This window comes from Kitasatospora sp. NPDC001527 (assembly GCF_040298605.1).
Taxonomy (GTDB): Bacteria; Actinomycetota; Actinomycetes; order Streptomycetales; family Streptomycetaceae; genus Kitasatospora.
The window spans coordinates 38,849-53,836 of sequence record NZ_JBEPAM010000044.1 but is presented as its reverse complement, the minus strand read 5'-3'; the positions used below and the strand labels follow the sequence as shown (position 1 = coordinate 53,836).

General features: G+C 77.1%; 13 protein-coding genes. 9 read left to right on the top strand and 4 right to left on the bottom strand.

Annotation, left to right across the window (positions count from 1 at the left end; genetic code table 11):
* Positions 1 to 23: 23 nt before the first annotated feature.
* Complete coding sequence (locus ABT238_RS30295) at positions 24 to 272, top strand: MBL fold metallo-hydrolase (protein ID WP_350801553.1); 249 nt, start codon at positions 24 to 26, stop codon at positions 270 to 272.
* 38 nt (positions 273 to 310) lie between these two features.
* Positions 311 to 2,413, top strand: coding sequence for an NB-ARC domain-containing protein (locus tag ABT238_RS30290; protein WP_350801550.1), 2,103 nt, complete (start codon positions 311 to 313; stop codon positions 2,411 to 2,413).
* Between the two features lie 186 nt (positions 2,414 to 2,599).
* Here ABT238_RS30290 and ABT238_RS30285 read toward each other — a convergent pair whose 3' ends face one another.
* Together ABT238_RS30285 and ABT238_RS30280 are read right to left on the bottom strand one after the other, a co-directional pair.
* Complete coding sequence (locus ABT238_RS30285) at positions 2,600 to 4,276, bottom strand: translation initiation factor 2 (RefSeq protein ID WP_350801547.1); 1,677 nt, start codon at positions 4,274 to 4,276, stop codon at positions 2,600 to 2,602.
* A gap of 427 nt (positions 4,277 to 4,703) precedes the next feature.
* Entirely contained in the window at positions 4,704 to 5,576 is an 873-nt protein-coding gene (locus ABT238_RS30280; protein ID WP_350801543.1) for a LysR family transcriptional regulator, read from the bottom strand.
* A 116-nt stretch (positions 5,577 to 5,692) separates the two neighbouring features.
* On the opposite strand from ABT238_RS30280, the gene ABT238_RS30275 reads away from it, so the two are divergent.
* From ABT238_RS30275 to ABT238_RS30250, 6 genes are all read left to right on the top strand, one after another.
* Positions 5,693 to 6,667: a DMT family transporter gene (locus ABT238_RS30275; RefSeq protein ID WP_350801541.1), complete on the top strand. Its 975-nt coding sequence runs from the start codon at positions 5,693 to 5,695 to the stop codon at positions 6,665 to 6,667.
* 93 nt (positions 6,668 to 6,760) lie between these two features.
* Positions 6,761 to 8,041, top strand: a complete 1,281-nt coding sequence (locus tag ABT238_RS30270; RefSeq protein ID WP_350569792.1) for a sensor histidine kinase — start codon at positions 6,761 to 6,763, stop codon at positions 8,039 to 8,041.
* Positions 8,029 to 8,694 carry a response regulator gene (locus ABT238_RS30265; RefSeq protein WP_350569763.1) on the top strand — a complete coding sequence of 222 codons (666 nt, stop codon included), beginning with the start codon at positions 8,029 to 8,031 and terminating at the stop codon, positions 8,692 to 8,694. The genes ABT238_RS30270 and ABT238_RS30265 overlap by 13 nt, the downstream gene beginning before the upstream one ends.
* Positions 8,695 to 8,745: 51 nt before the next feature.
* The gene (locus tag ABT238_RS30260; protein WP_350801536.1) at positions 8,746 to 9,441 is read left to right on the top strand and encodes an alpha/beta fold hydrolase; all 696 of its coding nucleotides are present in this window, start codon (positions 8,746 to 8,748) and stop codon (positions 9,439 to 9,441) included.
* A 138-nt stretch (positions 9,442 to 9,579) separates the two neighbouring features.
* On the top strand, positions 9,580 to 10,527 hold the full coding sequence (locus ABT238_RS30255) for an SPFH domain-containing protein (protein WP_350801532.1): 948 nt from the start codon (positions 9,580 to 9,582) through the stop codon (positions 10,525 to 10,527).
* Between the two features lie 9 nt (positions 10,528 to 10,536).
* Positions 10,537 to 10,824 (top strand): type II toxin-antitoxin system antitoxin, encoded by a 288-nt coding sequence (locus tag ABT238_RS30250; protein WP_350569758.1) that lies wholly within the window; start codon positions 10,537 to 10,539, stop codon positions 10,822 to 10,824.
* Between the two features lie 131 nt (positions 10,825 to 10,955).
* Here ABT238_RS30250 and ABT238_RS30245 read toward each other — a convergent pair whose 3' ends face one another.
* Together ABT238_RS30245 and ABT238_RS30240 are read right to left on the bottom strand one after the other, a co-directional pair.
* Positions 10,956 to 12,086 (bottom strand): glycosyltransferase family 4 protein, encoded by a 1,131-nt coding sequence (locus ABT238_RS30245; RefSeq protein ID WP_350569756.1) that lies wholly within the window; start codon positions 12,084 to 12,086, stop codon positions 10,956 to 10,958.
* A complete protein-coding gene (locus tag ABT238_RS30240; RefSeq protein WP_350801518.1) occupies positions 12,083 to 13,267 on the bottom strand; it encodes a glycosyltransferase 87 family protein in 1,185 nt (394 codons plus the stop codon). Before ABT238_RS30240 ends, ABT238_RS30245 begins: the two co-directional genes overlap by 4 nt.
* 563 nt (positions 13,268 to 13,830) lie before the next feature.
* On the opposite strand from ABT238_RS30240, the gene ABT238_RS30235 reads away from it, so the two are divergent.
* Positions 13,831 to 14,835: a GNAT family N-acetyltransferase gene (locus tag ABT238_RS30235; RefSeq protein ID WP_350801506.1), complete on the top strand. Its 1,005-nt coding sequence runs from the start codon at positions 13,831 to 13,833 to the stop codon at positions 14,833 to 14,835.
* The last annotated feature ends 153 nt before the right edge of the window (positions 14,836 to 14,988 follow it).

Below are 14,988 nucleotides of genomic sequence, written 5' to 3'. Positions count from 1 at the left end.
CGCCGCGGTCGCAGGGCGCGGCATTGCCCCGCAGGACGTCACCGGTCGTCTTCACCCAGCTGCACTCCGACCGCATCGGCTGGGCCTCGCACCGGGGCCGGCCGTTCTTCCCGAACGCCGCCGACCGGCTCCACCGCGCCGACCGGGAGCACGTCGTCAGCGTGGTCACCGCCGACGGGCCGCGCCGCTTCGTGCCGCTGCGGGTCCTCGCGTTCGGTGTGATGAGAAGGCGTCAACCGCCGCGACTGCCGCGACTGCCGCTCCGCGGGTGATCCGGCGGGGAGCGCGTGGCAGCCCCTAGAGTTGGCGCGTGGCCGATGAGACGTGGAACAGGGTGGACGGGCAGGTGCGGGCCGGAGCCATCGTGCAGGCCGGGTCCGTCGGGGAACTGCACGTGCACGAGGCGGCCGTGCGGGCGACCGCCGTGCCCTGCCAGCTGCCGCCGGCGCTCGCGTACTTCGAGGACCGCGCCGACGAGCGCGCCAGGGTGCTGGCCGCCGTCGCCGAGGGCCCGGGCGACGGCGGCGGGCCGCTGGTCGTCGCGCTCAGCGGGATGGGCGGGATCGGCAAGACCGCGCTGGGCTTCGAACTCGCCCGCGCGCTGCTCGACCACTGCCCGGACGGCGTGCTCCACGCCGACCTCGACGACCTGCGGCGCGACGGCGCCGTGGAGACCGCCGACGCCCTCGGCGACCTGCTGCGCGCCCTCGACCCGCAGGCCCACCCGGAGCCGGAACTCCGCGGCCGTGCCCGCCAGTACTGGACCGCCACCCAGGGCCGGCGGCTGGTCGTCGTGGTCGACAACGCCCGCAGCGGCGCCGAACTGCGCCCGCTGCTGCCCGCCTCCGCCGAGGCCATCGTCATCGTGGCCAGCCACGGCCCGCTGTACGACCTCGACGGCGTGCGCCTCGTCGAACTGCCGCTCGGCCCGCTCGGCCCCGAGGACGCCGTCAACCTGCTGCGCCGGATCGTCGCCGACCCCCGCTTCGCCGCCGACCCCGAGGCGGCCGCCGAACTCGCCCGCCGCTGCGCCGGCCTGCCCGCCGCGCTCTATGTCGCCGGCCACTGGATCCGCCGCCACCGGCGCCGCGAACTGCGGCGGCTGGTCGAGGAGCTGACCACCGAACTGGACCGGGAGGGACTGCCCGTGGTGGAGGCCGTCTGGGACGCGGCGTACGGGAGCCTCGGCCCCGTCGCGGCCCGGCTCTACCGGCTGTTGCCGCACCACCCCGCCCCCGTGGTGGGCGACCACGCGGCCGCCGTGCTGCTCGGCACCGATGCGGACGCAGCCGCCGACGTGCTCGACGAACTCGACGCCGCCGGGCTGCTGGAACGGCGCCCGGACGGCCTCGGCATGCACGCCCTGCTGCGCGGCCACGCCCTGCGGCGGGCGGGCGCGGAGGAGGACGCCGCGGATGCTTCGGGTGCTGCGGACGCCGCTTCCGCGCGGCGGCGATTGGTGCGCTGGTACCGGCGGCAGGCCGGCCGGGCCGACCTGGTCGCCGCCGGTCCCCGGCTGACCGTCTCCGCCCCCGCCGCCGAGGCGCCCGCGCCCGCCGGTGTGCCGGACCTGCCCTTCCCCGACGCCGCCGGCGCCCTGCGCTGGCTGGAGGACGAACGGCTCGCCCTCTACGGCTGCGTCCGGATCGCCGTCGAGGACGGGCTCGACGAGGAGGCGGTGGCGCTCTGCGAAGCCCTCTGGACGCACTTCCTCGACCACCGGCACTACGCCGACGCCATCGACGCCTTCGGCCGCGGTGTCGCCGCCGCCGTCCGCTCCGAACGGCTCGCCGCCACCGTCCGGATGCGCTGCCAACTCGCCCGCCCGCTCTGGGAACAGCACCGCTACGAGGAGGCCGCCGAGGAACTGCGGCTGGCCGTCAATGGTGCCCGGCTGCTCGGCGGAACGCCCGAGGAGCGCAAGCTCCGCGCCTCCGCCGTCGAGTTCCGCGGCAAGCTCGCCTCCGTACGCGGCGATTGGGCGGCCGCCGTCCCGGACTTCGAGGCCGCCCGCGAGGAGCACCGCGCCATCGGCAACGCCTACGGTGCGATGCTGCAGACCTACCTGCTCGGCCGGGCCGCCGTAGCCATGGGCGAACTGCCGCGAGCCGTCGACCTGTTGAGCGAGGCCTACGCGGAAGCGGGAGCACTCGGCCGGGAACGCATGACCGCCCGCACCGGCTTCGAACTCGGCAGCGCCCTGCGCGCCTCCGGCCGCTGGGCGGAAGCGGCGCGCCTGTACGAGGCGGCCCTGTCCTCCGCACGTGAACGGCGCTCGCCCGGTGACGAGCTGCGGGTGCTGGAGGTGCTGTCGGCACTCGGTGAGGAGAGCGGGGACGTGGAGGCGGCTGCCCGCTACCGGGCGGAGGCCGAGGCCCTGCGGGGTCCGGACGGGGGCGCCCCGATCGCCTGACAGGAGCCGGGCGGCCGGGTGTTCGGCGGAGGCCGCGCGGCTGGGTGGGGCGGTTCTGGCTTCGGCGGTTGAGCAGCGTTGGCCGGGTGGCGAGTTGCGGGTGCTGTTGACGCTCGGCTGGGAGGCCGGAGCGCCGGCCGACCCACCGAGGGGCGCCGACCGGCCCGCTGTGTTCCGGCGGCGGGCTCAGAGCAGGTGCTGGAGGTCGGCTTCCGTCGCCGGGGTGAGGTGGAGGCGGTAGGGGGTGCCGTCGATTCGGCAGGTCAGGGGGGTGGCCGGCGGGTGGTGGGTGCCGAGGAAGGTGTGGACGGCGGAGAGGGCGGCGGCGGGATCGGTGCAGCGGACCCGGCCGTCGGCGCGGTGCGGGGTGATGCGGACGGTGAACGGTTCGCCGTCCGCGCGCCGGACCAGGCAGCGGGTGGGCGAGAGGACGACGGCGGCGGTGCGGCAGCCCGGGTGGTCGGCGAGCGCCTCGGCCGTCCAGTCGGCGGCCGTCCGGTACTCGCGGTGGTGGGCGGTGTCCGGCGGCGGCGCGCCGTCCGCCCGGCGGTAGAGCAGCGCCGCGCTCTGGGCCTCGCGGATCCCGGCGCGGCCGTACTCGGCGGCCAGGTGGTGGTAGGGCAGGTCCGTCCACGGGGGGAGCCGGTCGATGTCGACGGCGACGCCGTCGGCGGTCCGCTCGGACCGGGCCCGGACGGCGAAGGCGGCCGGGGTGCGGGGTGCGGCGGGTGCGGCGGTCAGCGGACGCGGGTGCGCCGGCCACGGCGGCGGGACCAGGCCGAGCAGCTTGTACAGCTCCGGGCCGAGCGTCGTCAGGGCCTCCCCGGGGAGGGCGAACGCCGCCTCGGCGAAACGGCGGGTGCCCTCGGCGGCAGGCTGCGCGGCGAGCACGGCCGCCGCGTCCTCGCCGGACGGGTCCAGCCGGGGTGCGGCGGCGAGCAGGCGGGCCATCGGGCTGCCCGGGACCAGTTCGGCGCCGCCGTCGCAGACCGCCACCACGGGACGGTCGAGCGCCGCCGCGTAGAGCGCGGTGGAGCCGTGGTCGGTGACCACCGTGTCGCCGGCCACCAGCAGCGCCGCCCACTGCTCGTACGGCCCGGCCAGCACCAGCCCGGCGTCCAGGGCCGGCCGCAGCCGCCGGGCCAGGTCGAAGGAGCCCGTCCGGCTGTACTCGTTGGGGTGCACGACCAGTGCCAACTGGTAGGCGTCGTGGGGGAGTCGGCCGGCGAGCCGGGCCGGCAGCCCCGGGTGCCGGGCGAGCAGCGACTCCGGCCCCCAGGTGGAGGAGAGCACGACCAGCCGGCGCGGCCCGGTCCCTAGCGCCGCCCGGAACGCCTCGCGCCGGTCCCGTGAGGCGAGGATCCGGTCGAGCGTCGGATCGCCCGCCACCACGGCCGCCGCTCCGGCGGGCGGGCACTGCTCGGTGAGCCGGGCCACCTGGTCGGGGTGGGCGAGGGCGTGCAGGTCGGCGACCGGGTGCCGGTCGGCGGTGAGCAGGAACGCCGGGTCCAGGCCGGACGGGAGGTGCGGGGAGCCCTCGCCGGACAGCGCCTTGTTGAAGCCGGCGCCGTGCGGCAGCAGGACCTTGGGGCCGCGGAGCGCGGCCAGCTCACCCTTGGGGCTGGCGGTGAGGATCAGGTCGTGGCGGCCGGCCAGCGCCTCCGGCCAGGACAGGCAGCGCGCGCCGGAGGAGGCGACGGCGGCCAGCGCGTCGGCGTCGAAGGCGGAGCCGGGGACGAGGGTGAAGCGGCACCGGACCCGGGCGTCGCCGTCGAAGACGGGCAGCAGGTCCAGCAGCCGGTGCAGCGCCGCCGCCGAGCGGACGGCGAACAGCACGCCGCGCGGGGCGTCGGGCGCCGTCACCGGGTCCACCGCGCCGAGGGCCGGGCCGGGCCGGGCCGGGCCGCGCCGAGGGCCGGGCCGGGCCGGGCCGGGCCGGGCCGGCTCACTCTTGCGCCTATCACAGCTCAGCGACCCCCGTCGAGCCGCGCCGAGCGGGTGCTCGGGTGGCTCGGGGTGATGCGGCGATGGCGCGGGCATAGGGGCGATGGTAACCGGCGGACCGCCCACGCGGGCGGGATCGCGCCGACCCCCACCCGGCTCCGCCGCCGCTCCACGCGGGCTCCCCTCGATCGGACGTTCCGTCAGCCGGGACCGAATCTACGGGAGTGCCCCGCGCGCCGTTCGGGCAGGTCGGGGTGCTGATGGGCGTCGGCCGCAGGCAGCACGCCACCCGGCGGCCGGCCGCTCATCGCTCACCGCCCGCTGCTCATCGCTCGCCGCTTGCCGCTCACCGCTTGGCGCGCACCGCCGCCAGCAGGCCGGTCACCGCCGGTGACCACGGCCGCCCCGCCGGGCCGGTGAGGGTCAGCCTCCGGTGCGCGGCGGGCCGGATCGGCACGAGGACGCAGTCCGCCGGCAGCATCGGCTGCGCCAGGGCCGGCATCACCGAGACGCCCACCCCCGCGTGCACCATGCCGATCAGCGTGTTGAGGTCCCGGATGCGGTGGCGCGGGGTGAAGCGGACGCCCGCCCGGCGGTAGGCGTCCCGGATGTGCCGTTCGCAGCCGCCCTCGGAGAGCAGGAAGTCGTCGTCCTCCAGGTCGGCCACGTCCACGGTCTCCTCGCCCGCGAGCGGGTGGTCGCGTCGGAGCAGCGCGTGCATCGAGTCCGTGCCGAGCGGGACGGCCCCCGGCCGCGCCGGGTCCGCGTCCACCAGGACGGCCGCGTCCACCGTGCCGGCCTCCAGCCAGACGCCCAGCTCGTCGTCCTCGCCCTCGAACACGCGCACGGTGAGTCGGGGGTGCTCGGCCTTCCAGTCGCGCAGGAGCCCGGGCAGCAGGCCCTGGCAGACGGTGGTCGGCGCGGCCAGCCGGACCGTCCCGGTCAGCCCGCCCGAGTGGTGGGCGGCGATGGTCCGCACGGCGGTGGCGGAGGCGACCGCCGTCCGGGCGTGCGGCAGGATCCGCTCGCCCAGCGGGGTGGGACGCACCGGTGCGCCCCGGTGCAGGACGGGCGCGCCGAGCACCCGTTCCAGTGCCGCCACCGCGTGCGAGACCGCCGACTGGCTCACGCCGAGCTCGACCGCCGCCGCCCCGAAGCCTCCGGCGTCCGCCACCGCGACCAGCGCCCTGAGCTGGGCGAGGTTCACCTCCGGGGCCATGGGACCTCCGCCATGAGACTTCCTCATCCATCCGGCACCATCACTTGTTGGACTCATGATCCGCCGACCCGCCACCCTCTGTCCATCGGCGATGGGCGGAGAGGGAGGTAGCCGGGATGGGACGGCGCTGGTGGCCGGGGTTCGTGGCCCTGTCGGCGATCTGGGGCGCGAGCTTCGCCCTGATCAAGGTGGCGGTCGACGCGGGGGTGCCCCCGGTGTGGGTGGCTGCCTGGCGCTGCCTGCTCGGCGCGGCCGCGCTCTGGGCGATCCTCGCCGCCCGTCGCGAGGCGGCGCCGCGCGACCTCGCCACCTGGGGCCACTGCGCCGTGGTCGCGCTGCTGCTGAACGCGGTGCCGTTCGTGCTGTTCTCCTACGGCGAGACGCGGGTCAGTTCGGTGCTCGCCGGGGTGATGAACGCGGCCACCCCGCTGTTCACCCTGCTCTTCGCGCTGGCCGCGGTGCCCGGGGAACCGCGCCCGGGGCTGCGCCGGCTCGCGGGGCTCGCCCTCGGCTTCGCCGGGGTGCTCACGGTGCTCGGCGTCTGGCACGGATCCGGGCCCGCATCCGGCTCCGGCCCTGGCTCCGGCGCGGTGGCCGGCGGCCTCGCCTGTCTGGCCGCGACCTGCTCCTACGGCGCCGGGTTCGCCTACCTGCGCCGCCACCTCTCCACCCGGCCGCACTCGGCCGCCGCCCTGTCCGCCGCCCAGATCACCTGCGGCGCCGCCGAACTCGCGCTCGCCGCCCCGCTCGCCGCCGGCGCCCCGCACTGGCCGGGCGCCGGGGCCGCCGCCGCCCTGCTCGTGCTCGGCGCGCTCGGGACCGGCGTCGCCTACGTCCTCAGCCTCGACCTGGTCCGCACCGCCGGGACGGCCGTCGCCGCCGCCGTCACCTATGTCACCCCGCTCTGGTCGACGGCGCTCGGCGCGCTGCTGCTCGCCGAACCGGTCGGCTGGAACACCCTGGTCGGCGGCCTCGCCGTGATCGCCGCCGTCGCGCTCACCCGGCAGCCGCCCACCGCGGCGGCGGACCGGCGGCGGACCGGGCGGCCGACCGGTCGGCGGCGCCGGAGGGAGCGTCAGCCGGTCGGTTAGGGTGAACCGGTGGGCACGGGGCGGGCGGCGGACGACGGCACGAACACGGGTGCGGACGCGAACGGGCCGTCCGCCGTCGCCGTCCTGGCCGCGCTGCGCGCCCACCCGCTCCGCTTCCCGTTCACCCGCGACGCGCTGCGCTGCTGGGCCTACCTCTCCAGCGGCGCCCTGCTCGGCCTGGTGGCGGCCGTCCTGCTGGCCGCCCTCACCGCGCTCGGCCTCGCGCTCTCGGTGGTCGGCATCGGCCTGCTGCTGCTCCTGGCCGTCGCCCTCTCCGGTCTGCCGGCCGGCGCACTGGAACGCCGCAGACTGCGGCTCGTCGAACCGTTGCCGGTGCCCGACCCGCACCGCGCGCTGCCCGGGGCCGGCCGCCGCGCCCGGCTGCGGACCAGGCTGCGCGAGCGCGCGACCTGGCGCGAACTCGCCCACACCCTGCTCGTCGGCCCGCCGCTCACCGCCGCCGGACTCGGCCTCACCGCTCTGCTGCTGTTCTCCGCGGCGCTGCTCGTCAGCCCCGTCGTGGTCTGGGCGCTGGCCCCCGAGACCGTCATGCTGGTCCCCGGCCACGCCGTCCGGGGGCCGCTGTACGCGCTGCCCGCCAGCGCCGTCGGCCTGGCCGGGCTGCTCCTCGGCGGCTACGCCGGGGCGCTGCTCACCGCCGCCCACGTCCGGTTGGCCCGGCTGCTGCTCGGCCCCCGCGAGGAGGACCCCGGCCGCCAGGTCATCGAACTGACCCGCTCCCGGGCCCGGCTGGTGGACGCCTTCGAGGCCGAACGCCGCCGTATCGAACGCGACCTGCACGACGGCGCCCAGCAGCAGCTCGTCGCCCTCGCCATGACCCTCGGCCTCGCCGCCCACGACCTGCGCGAACGCGCCGCCGCCTCGGGTGCCGGCGCCGACGGCGACCCGGTGCTCGACCTGGTCGACCGGGCGCGGGGCGAGGCCCGGCAGGCGCTGGAGCAGCTGCGCGGCCTGGTGCGCGGCATCCACCCCCAGGTGCTCACCGACCACGGACTGGCCGCCGCCGTCGCCGAGGTCGCGCTGCGCCACCCCGTCCCCGTCGAGGTGGACCTCGACCTGCCCGGCCGGCTGCCCGGCCCGGTCGAGTCCACCGCCTACTTCACCGTCACCGAGGCGCTCACCAACGCCGCCAAGCACAGCGGCGCCACCGCCGTCACCGTCCACGGGCGGGTCGCGGACGGCCGGCTGGTGCTCCAGGTGACCGACGACGGCCACGGCGGGGCCGACCCGGCCGCCGGGGCCGGACTCCAGGGACTGGCCGACCGGGTGGCGATCCTGAGAGGACGACTGATGGTGACGAGTCCGACCGGCGGGCCGACCAGGCTCCGGCTGGAGGTGCCGTGCTCCGGCTAGTCATCGCCGAGGACGCCGTCCTGCTCCGGGCCGGCCTGGTCGAACTGCTCACCAGGGGTGGCCACCGAGTGGTCGCCGCCGTCGGCGACGCGGACGCCCTCGCCGCCGCGGTGGACGCGGACCGGCCGGACGCCGTGGTGACCGACGTCCGGATGCCGCCCGGCTTCCAGGACGAGGGACTGCGCGCCGCGCTCCACCTGCGCGAGCGCCACCCCGGCCTGCCCGTCCTCGTGCTCTCCCAGTACGTGGCCACCCCGTACGCCACCCGGCTGCTCGGCGCGGCCGGCGCGCAGCGGGCCGGGCTGGGCTACCTGCTGAAGGACCGGGTCGGCGAGGTGTCGGAGTTCCTGGACGCGCTGCGCCGGGTGGCGGCCGGGGAGACCGTGATCGACCCGGAGGTGGTCCGGGTGCTGCTCCGGCAGCAGTCCGCCGACCGCCCGATCGCCCGGCTCACCCCGCGTGAGCGCGAGGTGCTGGGGCTGATGGCCGAGGGCCTCAACAACCAGACGGTCGGCGCCCGGCTGAACATCACCGAGGCGTCCGTCGTGAAGCACTGCGGGAACATCTTCATGAAGCTCGACCTCGACCCGGTCGAGGGCAACCGCCGGGTCCTCGCCGTGCTGGCCCACCTCGCCGAGCTGCGCGGCGAGTAGCCGGGGGCGCCGGGGAGCTCGGCTGTCGGGGCCGGGAGCTACGGTGCCGCCATGACGGAATTCGTACTCGTGGCGGGTGCCTGGCTCGGCGCGTGGGCGTGGGACGACGTGGTCCCCGACCTGCGCGCCGCCGGGCACGGCGTCCACCCGCTGACCCTCGCCGGACTCGCCGAGCGGCGCGGTGAACCCGCCGGACAGCAGACCCACGTCCAGGACGTCGTGGACCTCGTGGCGGAGCGCGACCTGCGCGAGGTGGTCCTGGTCGGGCACAGCTACTCGGGGATCCCGGTCGGGCAGGCCGCGGAGCGGATCGGCGACCGGCTCGCCCACCTGGTCCTGGTCGATGCCGGCATCCCGGTCGACGGGCAGGCCTTCGTCGGCGCCGGCCCGTGGGGCGGCGCCGTCGCCGAGGCGATCGGCGCCAATGACGGCTTCTGGCCGCCGCTCACCGCCGCCGACTACGCGGGCCAGGGCCTCACCGACGAGCAGACCGCCCGGATCGTCGCCGGCTCCACCCCGCACCCCGGCGACACCCTCACCCAACCCGCCGCGCTGGCCGGCTCCCTCGCCGCCCTCCCGGCGACGTACCTCACCTGTCTTCTCGACAGTCCCGAGCCCCCGCCCGCCGTCGCCGCCCTCCTCCGTGACGCCGGCTGGCACCACACCACCCTGGACACCGGTCACTGGCCGATGTTCTCCCGGCCCGCCGCCCTCGCCGAGGCCCTGTTGACCGCTGCCAACCGCTGACCGTGGCCACCCGTCGAGCGGCGGCGGGGAACGGCGTGGCGTGGGGGAATGGCGCGGTGGTGAGGAATGGCGCGGCGGCGCGAAAAAGTGATATCACTTTGCCATCGGATGCCGATGCTCGCCAAAGGAGTCGCCCCCATGACCACGCAGCGTTTCCCCGTCGAGGACGGCCCCGTTCTGGACCTCCCGGCCCCCGAGGTCACCGAACGGACGATCACCGGGCGGGCCGGCCTGCCGGTGCTCGGCGCGAGCCTGCTCGGCCTGGTCGCCGGAGTCGGCGCCGCCGTCGCGGGTGGCGTCCAACTGTCCGGCGGGGGCAAGGGACTGGGGATCGCCCTGGTGGTCGCCGGACCGCTGCTGGCGCTCGGCTCGCTGCTGATGACCTTCGGCCTGACGGTGGTCTCGCCCGGTGAGGCCAGGGTCGTCCAGTTGCTCGGGCGCTACCGGGGCACCGTCCGCGACGCCGGCCTGACCTGGCTGAACCCGTTCACCACCCGGCAGCGGATCTCCACCCGGATCCGCAACCACGAGACCGAGACCACCAAGGTCAACGACGCGGACGGCAATCCGATCGAGATGGCCGCCGTGGTCGTCTGGCAGGTCGAGGACACCGCGATGGCGGTGTTCGAGGTGGACGACTACGCCGACTTCGTCGCCATCCAGACCGAGACGGCCGTGCGGCACATCGCCACCAGCTACCCGTACGACGCCCACCAGGAGGGCCAGTTGTCGCTGCGCGACGGCGCGGAGGAGGTCGCCCGCAAGCTGTCCGCGGAGATCGCCGCCCGGGTCGCCTCGGCCGGTGTGCGGGTCGTGGAATCCCGGATCACCAGGCTCGCGTATGCTCCGGAGGTCGCGCAGGTGATGCTCCAGCGCCAGCAGGCCGGGGCCGTGGTCGCGGCACGCCGACTGATCGTCGAGGGCGCCGTCGGCATGGTCGAGGAGGCGCTGGACCGGCTCGCCGAGCGTGATGTCGTGGACCTGGACGAGGAGCGGAAGGCCGCCATGGTGAGCAACCTCCTGGTGGTGCTCTGCGGGGACCGCGGCACCCAGCCCGTCGTGAACACGGGCTCCCTCTACCAGTAAGGCGAGGCCTTGGCGACGGAACGGAAGAAGCTCCTGTTGCGGCTGGACCCTTCAGTTCACGACGCGCTCGCCCGTTGGGCCGCCGACGACCTGCGCAGCACCAACGCGCAGATCGAGTTCCTGCTCCGCCGGGCCCTCGCCGACGCGGGCCGGATGCCCGGCGGCGCCGCCCGGATCCCCCGCCGTGGCCGTCCGCCCAAGCAGGGCCCGGATCCGGACCCGGGCCCGGACTCGGGCCTCGCCCCCGGGAGCTCGGCCGAGGAGCCTGCGGAGCAGGACGGTCCCGGCCGGGACTGACCACGAGGGCCGGGGCCGGAGAAGCGCTGCGGGAGCGCCGGTGACCCGAGTCGGAGATTCGCCGCCGAGTCTCCGGCTCGGGTCACCGTCCGTTTCGGCTGGCCGGGGGCGCGGGCGGATGGTGGCCGGTGTCATGGGCGCGCTGGGGTGCGGCTCTCCGTGAGGAGGGCGGTCAGGCGGTGGGCGGTGGTGTCCCAGGACCACTCGGTGCGGACCCAGTCGCGGCCGGCGGTGGCCATCCGGGTGCGGTCGGCGGCGGGGGCGCGGAGGACGCGGGTGATCGCGGTGGCGACGGCGGACGGGTCGCGGCCGTCGACGACCGCGCCGTTGACACCGTCGAGGACGGCGTCCGGGGCGCCGCCGGAGCGGCCCGCGACGACGGGCAGGCCGGCGGCGGCCGCCTCCAGGAAGACGATGCCGAGGCCCTCCGCCTCCAGTCCGGCCCGGCGGGTGCGGCAGGGCATCGCGAAGACGTCGGCCGAGGCGTAGGCGGCCGGGGTGTCGGCGTGCGCGCGGCCGCCGGCGAAGACGACCGCGCCGGGTGCGGTGAACCGGCGGGCGAGGTCGCGCAGACGCCGTTCGTCGGGCCCCTGGCCGACCAGCACGAGGACCGCGCCCGGTACGGCGCGCCGGATCAGTGGGAGCGCCCGTATCAGGGTGTCCTGGCCCTTGCGCGGGACGAGCCGCGCCACGCAGAGGATCACCGGTGCCCGCGGGTCGGCCCCCCGGGGCCGGGGGCGGAACAGTTCGGTGTCGACGCCGGGGACCAGCCGTTCGAGGCGGGCCGAGGGGCCGAGCGCGGGGGCGATCCGGTCGCGGGTGTGGGCGCCGAGGTAGGTGACGACGTCGACGCTGTCGCCGATCCGCCGCAGCAGGCGCCGGGCGACGGGGGTGCGGGCCCACCAGATCTCGTGGCCGTGGGTGGTGGCGACGGTCCTCCGGATGCCGGGGGCCTGTCGCCGCAGCCCGGGGGTCATCGCGGCGAGCGGGGCGGCGGCGCCGAACCAGACCCGGTCGCAGCCGTGCGCCCGGGCGATCTCGGCGGCCCGGCGGGTCACCCGGGGAGTGGGCAGCAGCATCCGGGACCGGTCGCGGATCACGGGGAAGGGGAGGGCTGCGTCGTGGCGGGTGGCCTCCGGTTCGGCCGAGGTGTAGACGACGACCTCGTCGGCGGGCAGTCGGGTGGCCATGGCGTGGACGAAGGTCTCGATGCCGCCCTGCCGGGGCGGGAAGTCGTTGGTGACGATGAGTGTGCCGGTCATGGGACGGGGACCACCTGGGGTGTACGGGGGCGAGGGGCGACGGACGGGGTGGAGGACGGGACGGCGGACGGGGTGGAGGGCGGGGTGGTGGACGGGACGGGGTGCGGGGCCGGGCGCGGGGCGGGCCGCGGATGCCGCAGCCGGGGGAGGACGGCCAGGACGGCGGGCAGGGCGAGGTAGCCGAAGCGGGCGGCGGGGGCGAGCAGGAACGCCAGGGCGAGGCCGAGCGCGAGCCGGTCGGCGGCGGTGGCGGCGTCCCGGGGCGGGCGCCGTACGAGCGACACCCCGACGGCGAGCCCGGCGAGGAGCAGCAGGGCGAGCGCCGTGAACCAGCCGCCGGGGCCGAGGTCGGCGAGCAGCCGGCCGGGCAGCGGGCTGCTCGCCGGGGTGGGCAGGGCGCCGCGGCCGGTGGGGAAGGCGAACACCTGCTCCACCAGCGGCCCGGGTGCGCGCAGCGCGGCGGGCAGGACCAGGACGGACGTACCGGCGACGGTGCCGGCCGCCGCCCGTAGGGCCGCGCGGCGTCCGGCGGTGGCGGCGAGCAGGGCGACGACCACCGCAACGGCGGGCCAGGCCGTCCACTTGAGCGCGCACGCCAGCGCGAGGGCGGACCCGGCGGCGTACGGGCGGGCCCGGCCGGCCAGGGCGAGCGCGAGCACGCAGAGGCCGGTCAGCGGCAGATCGACCCCGCTGACGCAGAGCGGCAGCGCGACCAGCGGCGAGGCGACGAGCGCGGCCATTCCGAGAACGGGCGCCCCGGGAACGGGCGCCCCGGCAAGGGGTCTCGCGGGAACGGGCGCCGCGTGCACGGGTGCTGACGGACCGGCGCCGCGCCCGGGCGGGCGGACGGCGGCGGCCAGGCAGCCGAGGAACACGGCGGCGCACCAGAGACGGGCGTCGCCGAGCAGCCGGGCCGGCCACCCGTCCGCGCTGAACAGGGCGCGCGGCAGCCCGAACAGTGCCATCCCGGGCAGGTAGGGGGTGTACTCGGCGACCGTCCGCGGCTCGGCCAGGTACGGCGTCCCGTGCCGGAGCAGCAGCTCGCCCGACCGTTCGATCACGGCGACCTCGCTCTGCCCCTGCCCAGCCACGGCCAGGACGAGCAGCGGCGCGAGCACCGCACCGGCCAGCGCGACCGCCACCGACCCCGCGCGCGCCCGGCGTGCGGGCAGCGCGAGCACGGCGACCGCCGCCGCCAGGTACCCCGCGGCCGCGAGCAGCCCCCAACTCCGGTGCGGTCCCAGCCCGGAGGCGAGCGGGAACGCCCCCGCCCACCCGGCCGCGACCAGCCACCCGCCGCACCACAGCGCCCTCCGCCCGCCGGGTGGGCGGGGCGGACCGGAGGAACCCGGTGGACGGGGGGCGCGGCGGACGCGGTCGGCTTGGACGCGGTCGGGCCGGACACGGGCGGAGCGGGGCGGACGGCCGGGCCGGGAGACGGGGCCGGGAACCGAGGGAAGCGGGGGACGGATGCGGTGAATGAGCACCACTTCATTGCAGCGGCGCAGGTCGGCGAGGTCATGACGGTCAGGTCGAGTCCTCTGGTCGGGTTTCCCCTACCCACCGGGCGGGCGCCCGGGGCGGTCCGCGCGTCCGGATCACGGCGGAGTGGATGCGGTCGGTGTGCACGGAGGCGGCCTCCTCCTCGTCAGTGGGCGTTCCGAACAAGGGAATTCGTATCCGATCTCACGTTCGGTGTCCATTGAATTACCATCAGTGCCGGTTGCTCGCTATCGTGGACCGCGTGGTGAGGTCCTGGGATGCGGCGGTCGAGCGGGCGCGGGAGCGGCTGGCGGCCGCCCCCGGGGTGCGGGCGGTGGGTGCGGGCGAGGAGCGTGGCTTCGCCCGCTGGGAGCTCGCGGCCTGCGCCGAAGGGGAGTTGGGGGAGTGCGTCGACCCGGAGGCGATCGGCCCGGCCGAGGAGCGCCGGCTGCGCGAACGGCTCGGCGAGAGCGGCCGCGCCTGGCCGGGCGGCGAGCGGCACCGCCGCCGGTACTGGCTCCTGGACGCCGCCCGCGCCGCACCGGCCGGCACCCTCGCCGTCGACAACTGGACCAGGGGACCGGGTCAGTTGGCCGTCTCCTCGCTCTACCTCCACCCCTCGGCACGCGGCCGCGGCCTCGCGGCGGACGCCCTCGACCGGGTCTACCGGGCCGCCACCGCCGAGGGCCTGCCCGGCTACCGGCTGGAGGCGGACTGGACCTGGCAGCACGCCGTCCGCTACCACCTGCGCCGCGGCCTGTGGGTGGTCTCCTGGAAGCACGCCCTCGGCCTCACCCGGATGCCCCAACTCCCGCCCTACCGCGTCCGGGAGGAGGACGGCCGCCTGGTGCTGCTGGTCGCCGACCGGCCGTCCCCCGATCCCGCCCGGGCCGTCTGGACGCCGCTGCTGGCCGCCGGCAGCGCGGGCCGCTGGCTGCGCCTGGACGAGACCACCGCCTACCGGCAGGCCGACGGCTGGGTACACGGCTACGCCCGCTCGACGCTCGCCCTGCACCTCGCGCTCGCCGGCCGCCCGCTGGTACGCGGCCCGCAGTGGTGGGCGGAGGCCTGGCGCTGGGCGGACGCCGGGGAGCCGGAGGGCCTCGCCCTGCGGCTCGGGGACCTGGAGCAGGCGGCCCGCGCCGCCGGGCGGACGGTCGTCACGCCCTACCGGGCCCCGTCCGTTCCAGGTGTGCCCCGGCCGGCGGAGGAGCCCCGGCCGTACTCCGTCACGCCCCGGCCGTCGGACGGCGCGTCGACGCCCTGAGGCCGCGCCGTCCGCAAGCCGCAAGCCGCAACCCGCCATCCACTACCCGCCGTCCGCAACCCGCCACCGGACGAGGCACAGGACAACGGCCTACCGGCGCCCCGCCCTGGGCAGGCTCCGCCGGACGCACGGACCGACACCCCGTGCGGGACA

What these genes read in the sequence shown, in the direction of transcription:
- ABT238_RS30280 (WP_350801543.1), bottom strand. Translation starts at nt 5,576, where the DNA reads ATGGCCCCGGAGGTGAACCTCGCCCAGCTCAGGGCGCTGGTCGCGGTG.
- ABT238_RS30275 (WP_350801541.1), top strand. Translation starts at nt 5,693, where the DNA reads ATGGGACGGCGCTGGTGGCCGGGGTTCGTGGCCCTGTCGGCGATCTGG.
- ABT238_RS30260 (WP_350801536.1), top strand. Translation starts at nt 8,746, where the DNA reads ATGACGGAATTCGTACTCGTGGCGGGTGCCTGGCTCGGCGCGTGGGCG.
- ABT238_RS30255 (WP_350801532.1), top strand. Translation starts at nt 9,580, where the DNA reads ATGACCACGCAGCGTTTCCCCGTCGAGGACGGCCCCGTTCTGGACCTC.
- ABT238_RS30245 (WP_350569756.1), bottom strand. Translation starts at nt 12,086, where the DNA reads ATGACCGGCACACTCATCGTCACCAACGACTTCCCGCCCCGGCAGGGC.